The sequence below is a fragment of the Amycolatopsis sp. lyj-346 genome (assembly GCF_046548975.1).
Lineage (GTDB): Bacteria > Actinomycetota > Actinomycetes > Mycobacteriales > Pseudonocardiaceae > Amycolatopsis.
The window spans coordinates 52,102-70,533 of the sequence record NZ_JAJPWT010000018.1 but is presented as its reverse complement, the minus strand read 5'-3'; the positions used below and the strand labels follow the sequence as shown (position 1 = coordinate 70,533).

The following is an 18,432-nucleotide window of genomic DNA, read 5'->3' as shown; positions in this document are numbered from 1 at the left end:
ACCGTGCGGCGCGCTCTGTTGGTCGGGATCGACCACTACGATCACCAGCGGCTGCTGGCCGGTTGCGTCAACGACGCGACGGCGCTGCAGCCGCTGCTGGCCCGCAACGAAGACTCCACCAAGAACCTCGACTGCCGGCTGCTGACCGGGACGGTGACCCGCAACGACCTGATGAGCGGCGTGCGGGAACTGTTATCCGGTGGCGCGGACTTCGCGCTGCTGTACTTCGCCGGCCACGGCACCCCCGTCGACGGCGACGTCGCCCTGGTCACCAGCGACGGCCAGGGTGAGACGCCCGGGGTCCTGTTCGCCGAGGTGCTGACGATCGCCCGGAAGTCGCAGGTCAAAGAGATCGTAGTGATCCTGGACTGCTGCTTCTCCGGCGGAGCCGGAACCGTCGCCGCCTTAACCGAGGCGGCAGTGCTGCGCAGCGGGATGTCCATCCTGACCGCCAGCCGCGGTGACCAGTATTCCGCCGAGGCCGGCGGGCGCGGCCTATTCTCCACCCACCTCGAGGGCGCACTCGACGGCGGCGCCGCGGACGTGCTGGGCCACGTCACCGTCGCAGGCCTCTACGCCTACGTCTCGGAATGCTTCGGCGCCTGGGACCAGCGCCCCACGTTCAAGGCCAACGTCGACCGACTACACGACCTACGACAGTGCGCCCCCTCGGTGCCCCTGCCCACGCTGCACAACCTGCTGGAGTGGTTCCCCGACCCGGGGCACCACTACCAGCTGGACCCCAGCTACGAGCCGGACAAGTCGCAGTCCGGACTGGACCCGCACCCCGACCACGAGGAGATCTTCGACCAGTTGCAGAAATGCCGGGCGAACAAGCTGGTCGAGCCGGTGGATCATCAACACATGTACTTCGCGGCGATGGACAGTGGCAGCTGTCGACTGACCCCACTCGGGCAGCACTACTGGCAGATGGCCAAACGAGGCACCCTATGACGACGATCGGGATCAGCGGACACCAGAACCTGCCCGACATCGCCCGACGCCACGCCGAACGCGACATCCGCACGCTGCTCGCGCAGCAAAACGGGCCGGTGACCGGGTTGTCCAGTCTCGCCGCCGGCGCGGACCACCTGTTCGCCGGGCTGCTGCTCGCGGCCGGGCACCGGTTGCACGCGGTGATCCCGTGCCGCGGCTACGCCGACACCTTTAACCCCGCCGACCTCACGGTCTACCAGAAACTGCGGGGCGCGGCCGCCGAAGTCACCGAGCTGGCCTTCGCCGAGCCCAGCGAGGCGGCCTTCGACGCCGCCGGCAAGTACGTGGTCGAGCACTGCAACCTCCTGGTCGCAGTATGGGACGGGCAGCCCGCCCACGGCCTCGGCGGCACCGGCGACGCAGTCGCCCACGCCCGCGAACTTGGCCGCGACGTGCTGATCTCCTGGCCCGAAGGGGTACGGCGGACGTGATCGCCACCTTCCAGGGACTGCTGGTGGCCGTGCTGGCGCTGCTGCCCGGCGCCGCCTACACCTTCGCGCTGGAACGAGTCACCACCGGCTACGGCGTTAGCTTCTCCGATCGCCTCGTGCGATTCCTGGCTGCCTCCGCCGTAATGCACGCGATCCTGGCCGCCGGCGAGTACTGGGTCTACCGCTACCTGATCGCCGAGCACCGGCTGGTCAACGGCACCGCCAACCTCTGGCTGCTGCAGGGCCTGGCCGTTGGCTACGTGCTTACACCCATCTTGGTGGGCAGCGTCGTAGGCCGGGGTCACAAGAAGCACAAGAAGTGGGCGATCCTGCTGGTCGGAGCCGCCCCCGAGCCCCGGGCGTGGGACTACCTGTGGCGCCACACCGCCCGGGCGATCGTCCGAATCAAGATGAAGTCCGGCGGCTGGTTGGCCGGCTATTACGGCCTTACCGCCGACGGCCGCCGCTCCTACGCTTCTGGCCATCCCGAGGAAGGTGATCTCTACCTCGCCGCTGGCCTGACCATCGAACCCGATAACGGAAACCTCGTTCTGGACGAGAACAACCAGACCGTCCCGCTACCTGACGCCCGCGGGCTGCTGGTGCGCTGGACCGAGATCGAGTACATCGACATCAAGGAGTTCTGATGAGTGACCAACCCACCCGCCAAGGAGAGATCCACCGCACCGTGGCTTCCCCCGGAATCGAAAGCGGAACCGAAAACCGCGGCGGCTACCCTGCGCCCAACACCCCGTTCGAAATGCCCACGATGACGCCGAATACCGCTCCCCCGGGCGAAGCAGACGCCCAACCGCAGCCCACGACCACGGCGGCGAATGACGATTAACCGCGAGCCAGGTGCCGGACCTGCAGCCGACGATCCGTCGGAAACGATCAATCCGTTTCCGACCGGAAGTCCGCGCGGATAGGTTCCGTATTGAGGCGAGCGCGGCGGACACGTTGGCGACATGTACAGCCGCGTATGCGGCTGGGCGCCAACATCTGCTAGACCATCAAAGTCTCGCCTGGCTTGCAATCCGTCACGCCGTCACACTGGCTGTGACGGCTCAAAATGAGGATCTACCTGCTAATACTTCGCTGAGGAAGGCTGCGACAGGTCCGCGGCGGCGCCCGTCACGTCCGTCCCAAGCCTACGGGGGATCCCTAGCTCACGCCGATAGATGGCGTCGCAGCGTTCGCACTGCCGGGGAATCCCGCGCCGTCGCCGCTCGTCGTCGGACAGCCGGAACATCGCAGGTCCCGAAGCTTCGCAGAGCATCGTGATGATTTGCCCGGGTGCGGGAAGCTTCGTCAGACGGATCCGATGCCACTCACCGTTGATCACCGGCTGGATCATGAGTGGGTCGATGTAGATCACCGCAGTCATCCCGCCGCCCGAATCAGCGCAGATGCGCTCAACGCGGACGTGCTCGCCGACTCGTCGAATGCGCGCCGCAGTAGGGTCCTTGCCGTGTCGTGGTAGCGGCTCAGCAACTTGCGGTCGGTCAGGTAGGTGTTGCAGTGGTGATGCCTGAGCACCACCACGATCGGATCGGAGCGATCTTCGAAGAGCGTGAAGGCGCCGATCGACTTCAGCGCGGTCTCCGTTGGCGGCACGATTCGGACAGTTACGTGCTGGAGCTGCGCCGCCGCGCGAATGTGCTCGATCTGCTCGTTACGCAGGTCGTCCATGCCGTGTAGTGCCTGGTCACCGACAAGGAACAGGTAGCGCCGGTCCCCTCGATCCAGTGCCTGCTGGCGGACTTGGCGGCTCAGCTGCTCCATGTCCCTGCGGTCGTCCTCTACCACGGCCTTGTCGAGCACCCGTTCGGCATACGCCCGTGTCTGGAGTAGCTCGGGGATGCCCGACGGCGCCCACTCCACGACGCGGCTGGAGAGCTGTTCGTACGTCCACAGCAGGTGCCCTAGCTGCGCGTCAGACGAGTCGATCAGGTTCGCGTCGCCGGCGTGTGTGGCGAGCGCCATCACCCGGTCGTACTCAGCCGACTCGACCCGGAGATATCCGAGGATCCAGGCCACGGCCGTCGCGGGCGCGACTCTGACGCCCAGCTCCCACGCCGAGAGAGTCGCGGGGCGAACACCGATCTTGCCGGCCAGCCTCCGCAAGCCGATTCGGCGGCGCTCGCGGGCTTCTCGCAAACTGCTGCTGACAGCAACAGTCGCGGGCGAACATATGACCGGCTTGGGCATCTTCAGATCCTTGCTGAGGGCTGTTCGCAGCAGGTGCGTGCACGTGAGCTGCGGTTTAGAACGGTCTGGTTAGCGATGGCCAGCTGTCACGGCGGGCTTTCGCCGGGGAGTGCAGTTCGGACTTCCGCGACCAGGGCGCCAGCTGTTGCCGCGACCGTCTTCAGGGCGCCGATGTGTTCCAGCAGCCGCTTCAAGCCCAAAGGGGTCAGTCGGAGTTCGCGGGGTTCGGCACGGCATTGGAGGTAGCCGGCCGCGCGCAAGAACTCGATGTGCAGGTCGAGGTCGGGCGTGGGAAGCTCCAAAGCCTGCTGAACTGCGAGTTGCGAACGCCAGCTGGTGTCGGCCAGCAGGCAGGCAATGAACAGGCGTACCGGCTGCAGCAACAGCGCGTCGAGGTCCGTACGCGAAGAGGGCGAGACCGGCGTCATCGTCGCCTCACCGCGACGCGCGCGGAGGCGTTCACGAGTTCACGACACGTCGGACATGAACGGTCGGCCGGTGCCAGGCAGGACTGAATCAGCACTTCGTGGCCGCAGAGAGAGTGGTACCGGCCTTGTTGGAGGCGGATGCCGCGCAGGAACTCACCGTCCGTGACCGCGTGCGTCAGGCCGTCGAGCACGCACCGGTACCAGCTGATGTAGAGAGCTGAGTGCAGCGACCTGCAGCTAGTGCCTGTCACGTCCCCTCCCTTCGACCTCGCGACTGATGAAATCAGTCAAACGGGAGTCAGATTCGACGACCAGAGCAGCGATGCGGCAGTTGTGTGGCGTGTACGTCGCACTAGCCCGTCTGAGCTGCAGTTACTGCTGCTACATTGATCTGGTCAAGCAGGATTGGAGGTCGGTCATGCCCATAGGGCGACGTCGCGATGGGCTGATCTCAGCTCGTAAGGTCGCCGGCTTCACCCAAGAGGGTCTGGCGGACGTGCTGCACGTCGACCGTTCGACCGTTGCTCGCTGGGAGGCGGGCGACTACGTGCCACTCCCCTACCTCTGGCCGAAGCTGGCGAGCGTCCTCGGCCGTTCACGAGAGGAATTGCAGGCCCTGGTCGGCCCGAGCGCTGTCACGCGAGAGTTCAGCCCGGACGACTCGTTCGAGCCGGTGTTCACGTGGCTCGATCGGCACGCCGGGTGGCCGCTGGGGCGAGCCCGTGAACAGGTACACGCGAGCGCAGCTACGTCAACTCGGGACCGGCCGAATCCGCCGCGAAGCGTCATCGCGGAGGCCCTGGCTGGCTACTACGCGCCGCCGACCAGCGATCACCGGCCATACGCCGCACGCTGCAGTCGAGTGGAGGTGACCACCAGCGTCCTTACGCGGCCAGCGTGGCTGGATCTTGCCTGTTCGCTGTCGCCCGCGGGCGACCAGACCGCCTTCGAGGGTGGCGGCACGCCGCCACCGGCGGTGGTCGACGAGCGAGCTGCGGTGCAGCGTCTCGCGGACGCAACAGCGTCCGGCATCCGGATCGCCGACGTTCCCCTGTACCGGCTGCTCGAGGTCGACCCGCAGCCCGGAGCACTGCGAGCGAAGGTCGGGATTGCGTCGTTCGTCGAGTACGCACTTGGCCTCGACCTGCTGGAACGTGAATTGATCGAGTACTTGGCGAGTGGCCGTACCGCGCGTCCGGGACACATGCCGCTCCGCGACCGCCAGCTGCCCGACGTGTCCGCGGTGCTCGACCTGCCCGGCCGCCTCTGCGCGGGTGGCGTCCTGGCATTGACTGCGATCGCACGGCCGGCGGACCCGTTCCGCGGTGATGCCGACTTCGTGCTGCTGGTTCAGAAGAGGTCCGCGCAGGTCGTGAACACGGCCAACCGCCTCTCGGTGATCCCGAAGAGCTTCCATGGGCCGCTCGCGGACCTGCGAGCGGACGCCCGGATCGGCGTCACCCTGCGTCGAGAGCTTGAGGAGGAGCTGTTCGGCAGGACGGACGTCGACCGGTCCGCCGGAGATCTCAGGGTCGCCGATCCCATGCACCCGACCAGGCTGTCCGCTCCGATGCGGTGGCTGACCGAGCAGTCCGGCCGGCTGCGGATGGAGTGCACCGGGTTCGGGCTCAACCTGGTCAGCGGGAACTACGAGTTCGCCAGCCTGGTCGTGGTCGAGGATGAGAACTTCTGGCCGCGGTTCGGGGGCCGCGTTGAGGCGAACTGGGAGGCTGCTGGCCTCCAGCAGTATTCGACGCTCGACGGCGACTTGGTCACCGAGCTGATCGGTGACGAAAACTGGAGCAACGAAGGACTGTTCGCGTTTCTCCAGGGGTTACGTCGGCTCGCCGAGATTGGCGGTGATCGGGTGAAGATTCCCGCCGTCGAATTAGGTTGCTGAGGGCCAGCGGACTGTCAACACCACCGAATCCGCCAGCGCTTCCCAAGAATGGTCAATGCCCGGTCCCCACATCACGTAGTCGCCCTGGCGCGTCATAATCTTGCCGCCGCCGGTGACCTCTACTCGGAACTCGCCGGAGACCAGCATCACCAGCGTGGTTCGCTGGTCGTCGGACGTCCACTCGGGACGCTTGTCGCCCGCAGGGTGGTTGGCCCACTTTACTTCGACGTCCTTGGATGCTCGGACACCCTGCGACGGGTCGATGAAGTGGCCGACCAACCAGCCGCGAGTGTCGGCCGCGTCCTCGTTGGCGTTGCCGGCGGTCCAACCGTCGCTCACTGGCCTATCTCCCATTCGATCGCGGGCAGTTTCACGCGCTCTCCGCCGATTTCCGCAAGGCGTCGAAGCCCTTGCGTCATGGCGAACAGTCCTTCGTTGCTCCACGCTACATCACCCAACAACTCAGTGACGAGTTCCGCGTCAGTAGTCGAATACTGACGAAGAGTCGCGGATTCCCAGTTTGCTTCGACCACTCCGCCGTAGCGTGTCCAGAATTCTTCGTCGTCGATGACGATCAGACTAGCGAACTCGTAGTTTCCGCTCACGAGGTTCAGGCCGAACCCGGTGCACTCCATCCGTAGGCGACCGGGCTCGGCGAGGAGCCAGCGCATCGGCTCCGTGAGCCTGGTCGGGTGCATCGGGTCCGCGGTCAGTGTGTCGGCGACCGTGTTGTCGGCGTCTGGCCGGCCGAACAGCTCCTCTTCCATCTCTCGTCGCAGGGTGGCACCGATCTGGGTTTCTCGTCGGACGTCGGTGAGTGGCTGGTGGAAGCCCTTCGGGATGACGGCGAGTCGGCGCGTGGCGTTGAGTACGTGGCCGGAGCGTTCCTGGACCAAGAGCACGTAGTCCGCTTCGCCGCGGTACGAGTCGGCCGGCCGAGCGATGGCCGTCAAGGCGAGGGCTCCACCTGCGCAGAGTCGGCCGCCGACGTCCAGGACGGCGCCGACGTCCGGGAGGTAGCGATCACGAAGGGGCAGCGACGTCGTGTCGCCGGCCGCGAGCGCGTCGAGCAGCTCGCCTTCGAGCAGGTCCATCGTCAGGGCGTAGTGGACGAAGTGGTCCACGCCGAATGTGCCGCCGAGGTGGCGTTCACGGATGTCCGTGCTCAGCAGCCGATAGAGCGGCGCGTTCATGAGCCGCGTGTTCATGGCCACCGTCTCGGCCAGCCGGTTGACCGCTGCACTCGTCGCGTGCTCGTCGAGCACTTCTCGCGGGTCTGGCCGGGCGCTCGCGATCGTGAGCCCGTCGCGCGGCGGACGTAGCTCGCACGCCAGATCGAGCCAATCAGCGCAGGTCAGGATGCTGGTGTTACGGCCTGCTTCCCGCAGCTTCCGGCATACAAGCCGTGGTCACCGTGACGTCGACCGTAGTACTCGGCGAGTGCGTCGGTCACGGCGCGCTGATCGACCCACGCGCGGCGAGTGGCCCGGGCGTACGCCTCCTGCGCGTCGACGCGCGCGGCCTGCTCGGCGACGGCGCGGCGTGCGGCGCCAGGGCTCCGGTAGGCGTGCTGGTCGAGCCATTCGAGGGCCGCGCCGATGTGGGGGTCAGCGGCCAGTCGTCGATCGGCCTCCTTCGTGTCCGGCCTGGTGTGGACGGCCGGCCCGTCGCCGGACAGCTCGGCGAAGCGGGCTCGCTCGGCGTCCGACGTTCGCTCATACGCGGTGTCGAGGACCTGTTGCATCTCTGACTGCGGGCGAAGGTCCGGCTTCTGGTGCCAGGACGCGACCGTACGTGCGCCGATTCCGAGTTTCTCGGCGAATTGTCAACGCTTCGGGAACTTTGACCCGGGGTGGTCTCTGGAAAATTGACCCCCTGCGCGGTGTTGTTGTCTAGTTCTGGTCGGTGTTTTGCTGCTGGTCGCGGAGCAGGTTGCGGCGTTGGCGGGTCCGGTAGGAGTCGCCGGTGAGGGTGAGGACCTCGGCGTGGTGGACCAGACGGTCGATCATGGCCGCGGCGACAACGTCGTCGGAGAAGGTCTCTCCCCAGCGCCCGAACGGCAAGTTCGAGGTCACCATCACCGAGCCCTGCTCGTAGCGGGAGGCGATGAGCTGGAAGAACAGATTCGCCGCGTCCTGGTCAAACGGGATGTAGCCGACTTCGTCGATGATGATCAGCTTGTAGCGGCGGATCTTCTTGAGCTCGGCCTCGAGCCGGTTGCCGTGGTGGGCGGCGGTGAGCCGGGCGATCCAGTTGCTGGCGGTGTCGAACAGCACCGAGTAGCCGGCCTGGGTGGCTTTGACCCCGAGCCCGATCGCGAGGTGGGTTTTGCCGATGCCGGGCGGGCCAAGCAGGATCACGTTCTCGGCCTTGGCGACGAACATGCCGGTCGACAGGTGCGCCAAGACATCGCGGCGCAGCGAGGGCAGGTGGTCGAGGTTGAAGTCCTCCAAGGTCTTGACCGCCGGGAAGTGGGCGGTGCGGATCCGCATCACGGTGCCCTTGGACTCGCGGTCGGCGACCTGACGCTGCAGCAGCGCGGCGAGATATTCCTCGTGCGACCAGTTCTCCTCCCGGGCTTGACCGGCCAGTTGTTCCCAGAACGCCCCAATCGTCGGGGTCTTCAGCGCCCGGGTGAGGTAGGCGATCTGAGACGGCAGCCCATCCTTCGTCCCTGCTGCCGACGGTTTGGGCTTGGCGGTAGTGCTCACGTGTTGCTCGCTTTCGTTGGTGGTGCAGTGAAATCGACGCCGAACAGCGCGTCGTAGTCCGGCAGCGCCCGCATCGCGACGACGTGTCCGTCGGCGTGACGACGGGTCTCGCCGGAGGCCTCGCGGCGCAGGCGTTCGGCCGCGACGTTCTTCCGCAGCAAGGCTGCAGCCTGCCGGTGGGCCGGGTCGGTGACCACGACCTGCTTGGCCCAGCAGCGGTCATGCCGGGCGACGACCTGCCCGTCGCAGAACACCTTCACCTCGCCCGGCGAAGCGGTGACGTCAACGAACCGGCCGATCATCCGCGGGTCGACGGAGTAGTCGACGGTGTCGACCCGCACGTAGTAGTCCCGGCCGAGCCGGACCCGGCTGTTCAGCCCGATCGGCGGAGCAACCGGCGGCAGCGGCAGCATCGCCTGGTAGTCGGTCTCCAGCAGCTCCACCGGGCGGCCCTGGATCGACCGGACGGTCCGGTTGTTCGCCTGGGCCAGCCACTCGTCGAGCTGGGCGTTGAAGTCCGCCGGGCTGGTGAAGACCCGGCCGGGCAGGAATGAGGTCTCCAGGAACTGATTGTTCCGCTCGACCATGCCCTTGAACTCCGGGTCCCGCGGCGGGGCGAGCACGATCTTCGTGGCCAGGGTGCCGGCGAACGCCGCGGCCGGGACGCTGACCCGACCGGTCCCGCCGATCGCGGACTCCCGGTCCCAGACCAGCCGCTTCGTGACCCGGCCGATCCCGTTGACCAGCTGCCACATCCCCGACAGGATGTCGCCGGCCTGCCGCGACGGGATCATCGTCGCGGCCAGGAACCGCGAGAAACACAGCGTCATCACCAGCACCGGCAGCACCCTTTCCTGGCCCGCGGCGACCGGGATCCGTGGCTCGGGGAACCACAGGTCGCACTGAGCGATCTGGCCGGGCTCGTAGACCACCCGGTCGACCGGGTCGATCCCGGCATACTCCGGGCGCAACGCGGCCAGCTTCTTCTTCAACGGCGACATCGAGTGCGGCCACCCGATCTTCTGCGCGATCACCGGTCCCGGCATCCGCGGCCACTCCGCAAGCAGCGCCCGGATCTGCGGCTCGAACGCATCCGCCACCGACCCCCGCGAAGCCCGCTCATACTTCGGCGGGCCCTCGGACCTCAACGCCGCCCGGACCGTGTTCCGCGAGATCCCCAGCCGCCGGACGATCTCCTTGATCGGCACGCCCTCAGCCCGATGCAACCGGCGGATCTCCGCCCAGTCCTCCACGTTCAGCACCCTCCTACCTCAGAGGGGGTCAACTTTCGGAAGACTCCTGGGGGTCAGTTTTCACGAAGCGACGACACGAATTTCTCATTGCTCAGCCGCAACGCGGATTGCAGCGCTGACGCTGACCGTCCGGTCCAGCCGCCCACTCCGCTCATTGCCGCCCCAAAGCGCTCTTGTGCAGCGGATATGCAGTGGTTGCGCACTGCTTCTGCACTGGTTGTGCATGGGATCGGACGTCGTTTCGGCCTTGAATTCTAGGTATGGAAATCACCTGGTTCACCAGCCCGAATCGCCCTCTGCTAACGCTTCGGCTTCACGTGCTCGACCACCGTCGCGAGGCTCGTTTGGACGTCCTCCAGCCGGTCGGTGATCTCGGCCAGGCGCTGTTCGAGCGCGTCCAGGCGGGACCACAGCTCGTGGCCGTCGTCGGCTGGCTCGTCCGGGTGCGGCGGTGTGCGGTTTTGCAGCACGGCCAACAGGTGCTGCGGGTGCCAGCCCAGCGTCGTCGACAGCGCTTCGAGCGTGCGCGCGCTCCGGCGGCGCTCGACCGTGTGGTGCTGGAGCTCGCGCACGATCGCCTGCGACACGTGCGATCGCTCGGCCAGCTCGCGTTGTCGCCAGCCGAGTTCGTTCACGCGCATGTTGATGGCCTTGGCGACTGCCGCCCAGTCCTCCGTCACGTATTCCTCCGCGCTCCGCCTCAGCGCCGAGATTAGCGGTTCTTTAAGCCTTCACCACGTCGCTTAGCACTTCGTCGGCGGCGCGTCGGACAAACGCACCCTTCGAAGAGCTGAAATCAACAACATAGTCTTGAAATCATCAGATTGGTCTTTCTCATGAACTCGCACATCACCTTTCACACCATTCGAGAAGCGGCCTGGCTGCTCGGCGTGTCCCGCGCTGCGGTCAGCCGCGCGATCCGGACGCGCGAGCTGCGCGCCACCCGGTGCCGTTCCGGGCTCCGTGTGTCGTCGACCGAGCTGGCCCGTCTGCTCGGGTCGCGTCAGGCCGGAGGTGCCGCATGAGCGCCGACGACCTGCAGTTGATCGGGATCGCCTGGCGGCTGGACCGGCTGCGCTGGGTTCCGAACGAGGTCCTGACCGACCTCGTGACCAGCGAGGGAGTCTGCATGTGGCCTCCGCCGGACGACGGGCCACCCGACGCGAGCAGTGACGGAGAGCTGGCCGCGCGGCTGTGCGGCGGGTGCCCTGTCAAGGACGAGTGCCTGGAACTGGAGTTGCGGACAGCCGGCCTCGACACGGTCGGCGTCTGGGGCGGGATGACCGACGACGATCGGCGCGCACTGCACCCCGTCTGGCTGCGGCGTGGCGAACGGACCGATCGGGGTGCTCGATGAACGGACTCACCGTGACGCCCACGCAGATCCTCGCCGGTATCGGCGTACTGCTCGTGCTGTTCTGGGTCTGGCGGGCCGGTTCCCGCCGGGCCAAGGCCGCTGCGGAAGCTGCTCGGAGCGGGGCGCGGTTCGTGTCGCTGGCCGGGCGGGTGCTGTTCAACGCCGGCCTGATCATCGCTGTTCAGTGGGTCGTGATCACCCATCCGGGTAGCCCGTGGCTGCTGTTCGCGGTGCTCGGGCTACCAGCGCTGTTCGCGTCCTACGCGCTGACCCGGGCCATGACAGTGACCACCGTCGACACATCGAAGCGGGGTGGTCGGCGATGAACCGGGCGCAACGACTCGCGCAGGGACGCGGCCGAAGCCGCGGAGGTGCGCGCCTACCAGACCGATCCGGACGTCGTCGCGCTGCGGATCGAGCGCGTGCGGCGGCAGGTCGACTGGATGTGCTGGTCCGGGATCGTCCTCGGGCTGGCGTTCACGATGACCAACGTCCAGGGCTTCGCCTCTGCTGGCACGCGGCCGGGGTCGCTGCCGTGGCTGGCCGCGTGGGTGCTGGACCCGACCGTCTCCCTCGTTCTTCTGGCGATCTTGCGGGCCGAGCAGGTGACCGCGCGGTACCAGGTTCGGACGGGTGTTTGGGTGCGGCGGGCGAAGTGGTTCACGCTCGCGGCCACGTACGTCATGAACACCTGGACGTCGTTCGCCGCCGGGGAGGCTGCGGCGATCGTGCTGCACTCGGTGCCGCCGCTGGTCGTGTTCGTCGCCGTCGAGGCGATCACCGACCTGCGGGACAAGCTCACCGATGCCGTGCTGGTCGCGGCTGAACGGCGGCCCGTTCAGCAGGAAACCGGCGGGCGACGGGTGCTGTTCGCCGATTACCTCGCTATCGCTCGGGAGAGCTGGACACCGGACGTCGAGATCACACCGGCCTGGGTGCGGCGGGCTACCGGCTGCTCGCGAGGTCTGTCGCCCCGGCTGGCCCGGGCCCTTCGGTCGGAGGTGGGCAATGGCTGACGCGTTGCCGGTCAAGGCCGATCCCGTGTTCGACGGCGAGTTGGTCGACGACACCTTGCCTCAGCCGCGTCGGCGGGAGCCGAAGACCAACCGCTTCGTTCGGTGGTGGCGGCACTCGCCGCGGGTGCCGTTGTGGCTGAAGAGCAAGCCGCAGGCCGTCCAAGCGGGCAAAGACGCCGTCGCCGGGCTGGTGAAGTCGCCGTGGCGGTACATCGGCGCGGTTGTTCGCGGGCTGGTCGTCGGGGTGCGGTGGTGGCGTGGGTGGGTCACCGTCCGGGACTACCGAACGGCGGCCGAAGAGTCGGAAAAGCTGGCCGACAAGTTCACGGAGATCCGGGCGCTCACGCTGTTCCGCTGGAAGGTGACCGGCGCCGTCTTGGTCGCCGCCCCCGTGGCAGTGGCCATCGTTGACCTCGTTTACGGCACCGATCCTCTGTGGATTGGCGGGGCCGCTGCCTCCGTGGCGCTCGCGATTCTCGGGCACAAGAAGGACGGCAGTCCCGGCCGCAAGCCGGCGCTCGCCGGGCCGCGGACGCTGACCTGGACGATGGACCCGCAGGTCCTGGTGGACGCGTTCCGGGACGCGAAGCTGATCGGCAAGGACGAGGCGTTGCGGCTGGTCGAACGAGCGACGCGTATCGGCGACGGCTGGGCGGTCACCGTAGACCTTCCGGCTACCCGCAAGGCGGCCGACGTTGTGAAGAACCGGGATGCACTCGCGTCGGCGCTTGCCGTCGATGAGGTCCAGCTGATCGTCGAACGGGTGCGCGGGAACGGTGGGCACGCCGGGCGGGTGTCGATGTGGGTGGCTGATGAGGATCCGTATGCCTCGCCGCCGTTGCGGACTCCGCTGCTCGGCGTGGCGCAGTGGGATGCGTGGCGGCCGATCCCGTTTGGGCGGGATGCGCGGGACCGACGGATTGACCTTCCGCTGGTGTGGACGTCCCTGCTGGTCGGTGCCATCCCCAGGCAGGGCAAGACCTTCGCCACGCGTCTCGCGGCGGCCGGACTCATCCTCGACGCCTGGGTGCGGCTGTACGTGGCCGACTTCAAGGCAGGGAAGGACTGGGACGCGGCCGGCCTGGTGGCGCACCGGTTCATGTCCGGCGACGAATCCGAACACGTTCTGGCGCTTGTGGACTGGCTGATTGAGCTGGTCGGCGAAGTTCAGACGCGGTTCCGGCGGATGCGCGACCTGGACGACCTCACGTGTCCGGAATCGAAGGTCACGCCGGAGATGTCCCGCGACAAGGCGCTGAACATGCCGATCACCGCGATCTTCATCGATGAGGTTCAGGTTCCTCTGGAGAACCGCACGCCCGTTGACGTGCAAGGGAAGAAGCTCGCTGCTGGCGAGTACGTCGGTGAGCTGTTGACGTGGCTGGCGAAGAAGGGGCCGGCTGCCGGAATTGTGCTCGTGCTCGCCACCCAGCGGCCGGACTCGAAGACGATCCCGTCCGGGCTGCGGGCAGTTCTGGGCTCGCGGTTCGCCCTGAGAGTCATGGACTGGCGCGACTCGAACATCGTGCTTGGCGAGCAGATGAACACACGTGGGTTCGACTCCAGTCGACTGCTGCCCTCGCACAAGGGCGTGGGCATTCTGCGACCGGACGGCGACACGTCAGCCGGCACCGATGTCCTGGCCATGACGGTTCGGACGTACTACATGCCGAACGAGGACTGGCGGACCATCTGTGAGCAGGGCCGGACGCTGCGCGAGGCGGCCGGGACACTCACCGGGCACGCGGCCGGGCAGGACACCATGCCGGTGCTTGACCACGCGGCCGCCGTCAAGGCAATCGGTGCAGGTCACGCGACTGAGTCGCCCGGCGAGCTGCCCGAGGTGCTCGCGTCGCTCGTCGAGTGCCTGAGGGACGATCTCGAACCGGACGGCAGAGACTTCGTACCGACGGCCGAGTTGCTGGACGTCCTGAAGGTCGACTCGCGGACGTTCGCGCAGCAGATGTCCGAGGTGGGGTGCCGGCCGACGCGAGACCGTGTGACCGGCGAGGACGGCGAGACGCGACAGGTTCGCGGATATCGGACGGCTGAAATCAGGAGCGCGATCAGCCGGGCAGCCACTGGCGCCAGTATGGCGGACGAGGACGACCGGTGATGAGCGTCGACCGTTCCGAACGTCCGCAGATTCGGGTTATCCTACCTGCGGGATTTCCTGAGCTGACACCTGCCGTCGCGCGCGCATTGCTGGCCGTTTCTGATCGAGGTGACCGAGGTGCCGGCGCTGGACGCGCCAGCAGAGGAGGTGAACCGTGGCAGCTGAAATCATCAGCGACCCGTGGACGACTCTGGATGACATCCTGGGTCTGGAGATCGCCGACGTGGCGGACGACGGGGTCGGGGCGTTAGCGGCCTACGGTCGGTGCTCGACCGAGGACAACCAGGACCCGGAGACCTCCCGTGGTTGGCAGTTCGGGAACGCGCGGAAGTTCGTTGAGCCGCTCGGCGGGCAGATCGTGGCGGAGTTCTTCGACATCGGGCAGTCACGGTCCGTCCCGTGGGAACGGCGAACCGAGGGCGCGCGGCTGCTCGCCGAGTTGAAGAATCCGCGCCGCGGGTGGGACGCGATCGTGGTCGGCGAAGGCACGCGGTGTTGGTTCGGCAACCAGTTCTCGCTTATCGCACCGAAGTTCGCGGCGTACGGCGTGGATCTGTGGGTGCCGGAACTGGGCGGGAAGTACGACGCGCGGAACCCGTCGCACAAGATGCTGATGAGCGTGCTCGGCGGGATGAGCGAGTCTGAGCGGCAACACGTTCAGGCGCGCGTCCGGGCGGCAATGGACGCGCAGGTGATCAACGAAGGGCGTCACCAGGGCGGCCGGGCCCCCTACGGCTACGTTGTCGTCGACAGCGGTCCGCATCCGAACCCGCGGAAAGCTGCGGAAGGGTTCAAGCTGCGGGTGCTGGCGATCGACGAGACGACGGCGGACGTGGTGCGGCGAATCTTCGCCGAGTACCTGGATGGCAACGGCGATCGAGCGATCGCCAATCTGCTCAATCGTGATGGCATTCCATGCCCGTCAGCGCACCGGCGGGACCAGAACCGGCACCGGCTCGCGGACGGCTGGCAAGGCAGCTCAGTGCGGGCGATCCTCGATAACCCGCGATACACCGGCTACGCCATCTTCGGACGATGGACGAAACACGAGACGTTGCTTGACCCGGAAGACGTTGCGGCGGGCCATGTGGTGCGGTTCAAGCGCGCGACGCCGGACCGGATTGTGCGGTCACGCGAGCAGGCTCATCCGGCGATCGTCTCCGTGGAAACGTTCACTCAGGCGCAGCTTTTGCGCCGGTCGAAGTCGACAGGCGGGTTGAAGACGGCACGCAAGGCCGAGCGAGGCGCCCGAAACACCGCACGGTCATATCTGCTGCGCGGACTGATCCGATGCGGAGTCTGCGGCCGGAAGATGCAAGGAGCCACGATCCGGAAAGGCGCCTATTACCGCTGTACCTCACGAACTATGGCGCCGGGCTCGCTGAAGCTGGAAGACCACCCGAAGACGGTCAACCTGCGCGAAGGCGTGGTCGTCGAGGCGATCAACGGATGGCTTCACGAGCTGTTCCACCCGGACAACCGCGACCGGACGGCGGCTGCGCTGCTCGGGTCGGACGGCAGTCAGGCCGGCGGGGGTCCACTGGAGGCGGCGCGAAACCGGTTGGCGGACGCGGAGGCGCGGCTTCAGCGGTATCAGGCAGCGATCGCGGCCGGCGTCGAGCCCGAAGCACTCGTCGACCCGATCAACCAGGCACAGGCGGAACGAGCCGCCGCGAAAGCGCAGATCGAGAGCGTTCCGGCCGACTCGACGGTGACCCGCGCGGAGATCTACGCGAGGATTGATGGGCTCGGCGATGTCTGCGGAACGCTGGCCGACGCCACGACGGCGGGCACGAGCCGCCTGTACCGGGCCTTGAACCTGGAGCTACGCTACGAACCAAAAGAGCTGGCCGTCTATGCGACGACCAGCCCGGGTGTAGATAGTGCGTGTGTCCGAGGGGGGACTTGAACCCCCACGCCCGTTAAGGGCACTAGCACCTCAAGCTAGCGCGTCTGCCATTCCGCCACTCGGACCTGCTGAACAAACAATATACGCCCACCCCGGCGCCTCCTTCAGGGGGGTCTGGATCCGCCGCTCGACAGCCTCTGGCAAGATCGAGAAGTTTCGCCCGGTCTGCATCGATCCAGGTGGGCCGACCTCGGCTGGGCCGTCGTGCGATCTTTTGGCCTTGTGGGCGTGGATCCCGTCACCCAGCAGCGAAACGCCGCCTCGCCTATACGGTTTACAAGACCGTCTTCGCTTCCTAGGATTCGCCGGGCAAGCCAGCGCGTTCGAGCGCCCTCGCGGACCTGGAGGTTGCGGTATGGCGCGCGCCGGACGGCCGGATGATGACGAGATGTCCGTTGATGAGCTGCTTCGGGAAACCGGGGCCATGCCGCGGTCGCTGGGGGCCTACGTTCCCCTCACGCGGGCTCGGGAGGACGATACCGGTGCCGGGTACCGGGAACGGCTCGAGCAGCGGGCGCGGGAGGCCGCCGCCGGGCAGCAGCGGGCCGGGCAGCGGATTCGGTGGGTCTCCGCTCTCTGCGGGGGCGTTGTCGTCGTCGGGAGCCTTGTCATCATTGCCGTCACCTCGGAAAGTTCGCCCGGGCGGCAGGCCGGCCTGGCGGCCGATCCGCTTGCTCCCGCCACCACTCCGCGGACCGTCGCCACCAGCGCCGCGCCGAGATCCGCTCCGGTGCCCACCGTGCTCCGGCAGACCTCGACCTCCGCGACGCCCGAAACGACCGCGCCGAAGACCACGGCCACCAGCCAGACGCAGGCTCCCGCGCCGCCCGCGCCCGTGGCCTCGTGCTCCGTCCGCTACGCCGTCACCGACCAGTGGAACAACGGGTTCACCGGCGGGGTCAAGGTCACCAACACCGGCAACCAGACGCTCTCGCCGTGGACCGCCACCTGGAACTTCACCGCCGGGCAGCGGGTCACCCACAGCTGGAACGGCGACTACGCCCAGAGCGGTTCGCGGGTCGTCATGAAAGCGGTTTCCTACAACCTGACCCTCGCCCCCGGCGCGACCGTCGACATCGGCTTCAACGCCTCCTTCGACCGCGTCAACCCGGCTCCCGTCGGGTTCACCCTCAACGGTGCGCGCTGCCGGACGAACTAACCGAGCACCTCGCGCATGAACTCGACCAGCCAGTGCTGGGCCGGGCTGCGGGCGTGCGTGTGCCGCGCGTACACCGACACCTGGGCCGGCTCGACCTCGAGCGGCAGCTCGAACAGCCGGACCCGGTGCTCGGCCGCGAACACCTCCGCCACCAGCCGGGGCACCATCGCCACCAGCTCGCCGTCCTGCACCAGGTACGGCAGCGCCGCGAACCGGGTCACCTCGAGCACCACGCGGTCCAGCAGGCCGCACGCCTCCAGCGCCCGGCGGGGGCCGTCGTGGCCGGTCGGGCCGAACACCGTCACGTGCCGCTCCGCCGCCAGCCGGCCGAACGTGACACCCGAAGCCAGCCGCGGGTGGTCCAGCGCCACCATGCCCAGGTAGCCCTCGGAAAACAGCGGGATCCGGGCGACGCGCTGGGAACTGATCAGCGGGGACGCGATGAACGCGTCGATCTCGCCGCGGCCGAGCTGGTCGGCCGCGCGGTCGACGTCCAGCGGCCGGACGGTCAGCGTCACGCCGGGAGCACGCGACGGCAGCGCCGCCACCAGACGCGGCAGCAGTGAGATCTCCCCCAGGTCGGACAGGCACAGCGTGAACGCCGCCCGGGCCGTCGACGGCGAGAACGACTTCGCCCCGCTCACCGCCGTCTCGATCTCCGACAGCGCGTGGTGCAGGGGTTCGTAGAGCGCGCGGGCGGTCGTCGTGGGCACCAGGCCGCCGCCGGTGCGGCGGAACAGCTCGTCGGCGAACCGGCGCCGCAGCTTCTGCAGGCTGTAGCTGATCGTCGGCTGGGTGACGTGCAGGGACTCGGCCGTGGCCGTCACGCTGCGGGTCTCGTAGAGCAGCACGAACGTGCGCACCAGGTTCAGGTCGAAGTCCGGCATATCGATCCCATCGATGAAGCAACCAGCCAACATTTATTGGAACACAGCCGCGCAGCTC

20 protein-coding genes, 1 tRNA gene and 1 pseudogene are annotated in these 18,432 nt (G+C 67.5%); 11 read left to right on the top strand and 11 right to left on the bottom strand.

The genetic code is table 11. The features are described 5' to 3' along the window. Positions 1-3 precede the first annotated feature (3 nt). From ACLJQE_RS37105 to ACLJQE_RS37095, 3 genes are read left to right on the top strand one after another with little or no spacing between them, the layout of a single operon-like run. Positions 4-954: a caspase domain-containing protein gene (locus ACLJQE_RS37105; protein ID WP_410644248.1), complete on the top strand. Its 951-nt coding sequence runs from the start codon at positions 4-6 to the stop codon at positions 952-954. After that, a complete protein-coding gene (locus ACLJQE_RS37100) occupies positions 951-1,427 on the top strand; it encodes a hypothetical protein (RefSeq protein ID WP_410644247.1) in 477 nt (158 codons plus the stop codon). Before ACLJQE_RS37105 ends, ACLJQE_RS37100 begins: the two co-directional genes overlap by 4 nt. Then, on the top strand, positions 1,424-2,074 hold the full coding sequence (locus ACLJQE_RS37095) for a DUF6338 family protein (protein ID WP_410644246.1): 651 nt from the start codon (positions 1,424-1,426) through the stop codon (positions 2,072-2,074). Before ACLJQE_RS37100 ends, ACLJQE_RS37095 begins: the two co-directional genes overlap by 4 nt. A gap of 440 nt (positions 2,075-2,514) precedes the next feature. On the opposite strand, the gene ACLJQE_RS37090 is transcribed toward ACLJQE_RS37095, so the two are convergent. The 3 genes from ACLJQE_RS37090 to ACLJQE_RS37080 all read right to left on the bottom strand — a co-directional run bounded on the left by ACLJQE_RS37090 (position 2,515) and on the right by ACLJQE_RS37080 (position 4,066). Beyond that, entirely contained in the window at positions 2,515-2,814 is a 300-nt protein-coding gene (locus tag ACLJQE_RS37090) for a hypothetical protein (protein ID WP_410644245.1), read from the bottom strand. Beyond that, entirely contained in the window at positions 2,811-3,638 is an 828-nt protein-coding gene (locus tag ACLJQE_RS37085; protein ID WP_410644244.1) for a Scr1 family TA system antitoxin-like transcriptional regulator, read from the bottom strand. Before ACLJQE_RS37085 ends, ACLJQE_RS37090 begins: the two co-directional genes overlap by 4 nt. Before the next feature lie 86 nt (positions 3,639-3,724). Beyond that, positions 3,725-4,066: a MarR family transcriptional regulator gene (locus ACLJQE_RS37080; protein ID WP_410644243.1), complete on the bottom strand. Its 342-nt coding sequence runs from the start codon at positions 4,064-4,066 to the stop codon at positions 3,725-3,727. A gap of 418 nt (positions 4,067-4,484) precedes the next feature. On the opposite strand from ACLJQE_RS37080, the gene ACLJQE_RS37075 reads away from it, so the two are divergent. Beyond that, entirely contained in the window at positions 4,485-5,966 is a 1,482-nt protein-coding gene (locus ACLJQE_RS37075) for a helix-turn-helix transcriptional regulator (RefSeq protein WP_410644242.1), read from the top strand. On the opposite strand, the gene ACLJQE_RS37070 is transcribed toward ACLJQE_RS37075, so the two are convergent. The 6 genes from ACLJQE_RS37070 to ACLJQE_RS37045 form a co-directional block, all read right to left on the bottom strand. Beyond that, entirely contained in the window at positions 5,955-6,320 is a 366-nt protein-coding gene (locus tag ACLJQE_RS37070) for a signal peptidase I (protein WP_242547350.1), read from the bottom strand. The two genes, ACLJQE_RS37075 and ACLJQE_RS37070, sit on opposite strands and share 12 nt — an antisense overlap. After that, positions 6,302-7,231 carry a hypothetical protein gene (locus ACLJQE_RS37065; protein WP_410644241.1) on the bottom strand — a complete coding sequence of 310 codons (930 nt, stop codon included), beginning with the start codon at positions 7,229-7,231 and terminating at the stop codon, positions 6,302-6,304. The genes ACLJQE_RS37070 and ACLJQE_RS37065 overlap by 19 nt, the downstream gene beginning before the upstream one ends. 89 nt (positions 7,232-7,320) lie before the next feature. Continuing rightward, positions 7,321-7,710 (bottom strand): hypothetical protein, encoded by a 390-nt coding sequence (locus ACLJQE_RS37060; protein WP_410644240.1) that lies wholly within the window; start codon positions 7,708-7,710, stop codon positions 7,321-7,323. Between the two features lie 148 nt (positions 7,711-7,858). After that, positions 7,859-8,677, bottom strand: a complete 819-nt coding sequence (istB, locus tag ACLJQE_RS37055; protein ID WP_410644239.1) for an IS21-like element helper ATPase IstB — start codon at positions 8,675-8,677, stop codon at positions 7,859-7,861. Continuing rightward, positions 8,674-9,939 carry an IS21 family transposase gene (gene istA, locus ACLJQE_RS37050; RefSeq protein ID WP_410644238.1) on the bottom strand — a complete coding sequence of 422 codons (1,266 nt, stop codon included), beginning with the start codon at positions 9,937-9,939 and terminating at the stop codon, positions 8,674-8,676. The genes istB and istA overlap by 4 nt, the downstream gene beginning before the upstream one ends. Positions 9,940-10,229: 290 nt before the next feature. Beyond that, positions 10,230-10,610, bottom strand: coding sequence for a helix-turn-helix domain-containing protein (locus ACLJQE_RS37045; RefSeq protein ID WP_020640049.1), 381 nt, complete (start codon positions 10,608-10,610; stop codon positions 10,230-10,232). Between the two features lie 156 nt (positions 10,611-10,766). Between ACLJQE_RS37045 and ACLJQE_RS37040 the strand changes: the two genes are divergently transcribed. The 6 genes and pseudogenes from ACLJQE_RS37040 to ACLJQE_RS37015 all read left to right on the top strand — a co-directional run bounded on the left by ACLJQE_RS37040 (position 10,767) and on the right by ACLJQE_RS37015 (position 16,328). Next, positions 10,767-10,955, top strand: a complete 189-nt coding sequence (locus ACLJQE_RS37040) for a helix-turn-helix domain-containing protein (protein WP_084093921.1) — start codon at positions 10,767-10,769, stop codon at positions 10,953-10,955. Continuing rightward, a complete protein-coding gene (locus tag ACLJQE_RS37035) occupies positions 10,952-11,287 on the top strand; it encodes a WhiB family transcriptional regulator (protein ID WP_410644237.1) in 336 nt (111 codons plus the stop codon). The genes ACLJQE_RS37040 and ACLJQE_RS37035 overlap by 4 nt, the downstream gene beginning before the upstream one ends. Further along, a complete protein-coding gene (locus ACLJQE_RS37030; RefSeq protein WP_410644236.1) occupies positions 11,284-11,613 on the top strand; it encodes a hypothetical protein in 330 nt (109 codons plus the stop codon). Before ACLJQE_RS37035 ends, ACLJQE_RS37030 begins: the two co-directional genes overlap by 4 nt. Next, positions 11,610-12,303: pseudogene (locus tag ACLJQE_RS37025) on the top strand (hypothetical protein). Before ACLJQE_RS37030 ends, ACLJQE_RS37025 begins: the two are co-directional and overlap by 4 nt. Further along, complete coding sequence (locus ACLJQE_RS37020) at positions 12,296-14,419, top strand: cell division protein FtsK (RefSeq protein ID WP_410644235.1); 2,124 nt, start codon at positions 12,296-12,298, stop codon at positions 14,417-14,419. Before ACLJQE_RS37025 ends, ACLJQE_RS37020 begins: the two are co-directional and overlap by 8 nt. Positions 14,420-14,573: 154 nt before the next feature. Then, positions 14,574-16,328: a recombinase family protein gene (locus tag ACLJQE_RS37015; RefSeq protein ID WP_410644234.1), complete on the top strand. Its 1,755-nt coding sequence runs from the start codon at positions 14,574-14,576 to the stop codon at positions 16,326-16,328. Here the strand turns inward: ACLJQE_RS37015 and ACLJQE_RS37010 are convergent. Then, a tRNA-Leu gene (locus ACLJQE_RS37010) sits at positions 16,310-16,393 on the bottom strand. The two genes, ACLJQE_RS37015 and ACLJQE_RS37010, sit on opposite strands and share 19 nt — an antisense overlap. Before the next feature lie 323 nt (positions 16,394-16,716). Here ACLJQE_RS37010 and ACLJQE_RS37005 point away from each other — a divergent pair. Continuing rightward, a complete protein-coding gene (locus tag ACLJQE_RS37005; protein ID WP_410644233.1) occupies positions 16,717-17,487 on the top strand; it encodes a cellulose binding domain-containing protein in 771 nt (256 codons plus the stop codon). Here ACLJQE_RS37005 and ACLJQE_RS37000 read toward each other — a convergent pair. Next, a complete protein-coding gene (locus ACLJQE_RS37000; protein ID WP_410644232.1) occupies positions 17,484-18,374 on the bottom strand; it encodes a LysR family transcriptional regulator in 891 nt (296 codons plus the stop codon). The two genes, ACLJQE_RS37005 and ACLJQE_RS37000, sit on opposite strands and share 4 nt — an antisense overlap. Between the last annotated feature and the right edge of the window lie 58 nt (positions 18,375-18,432).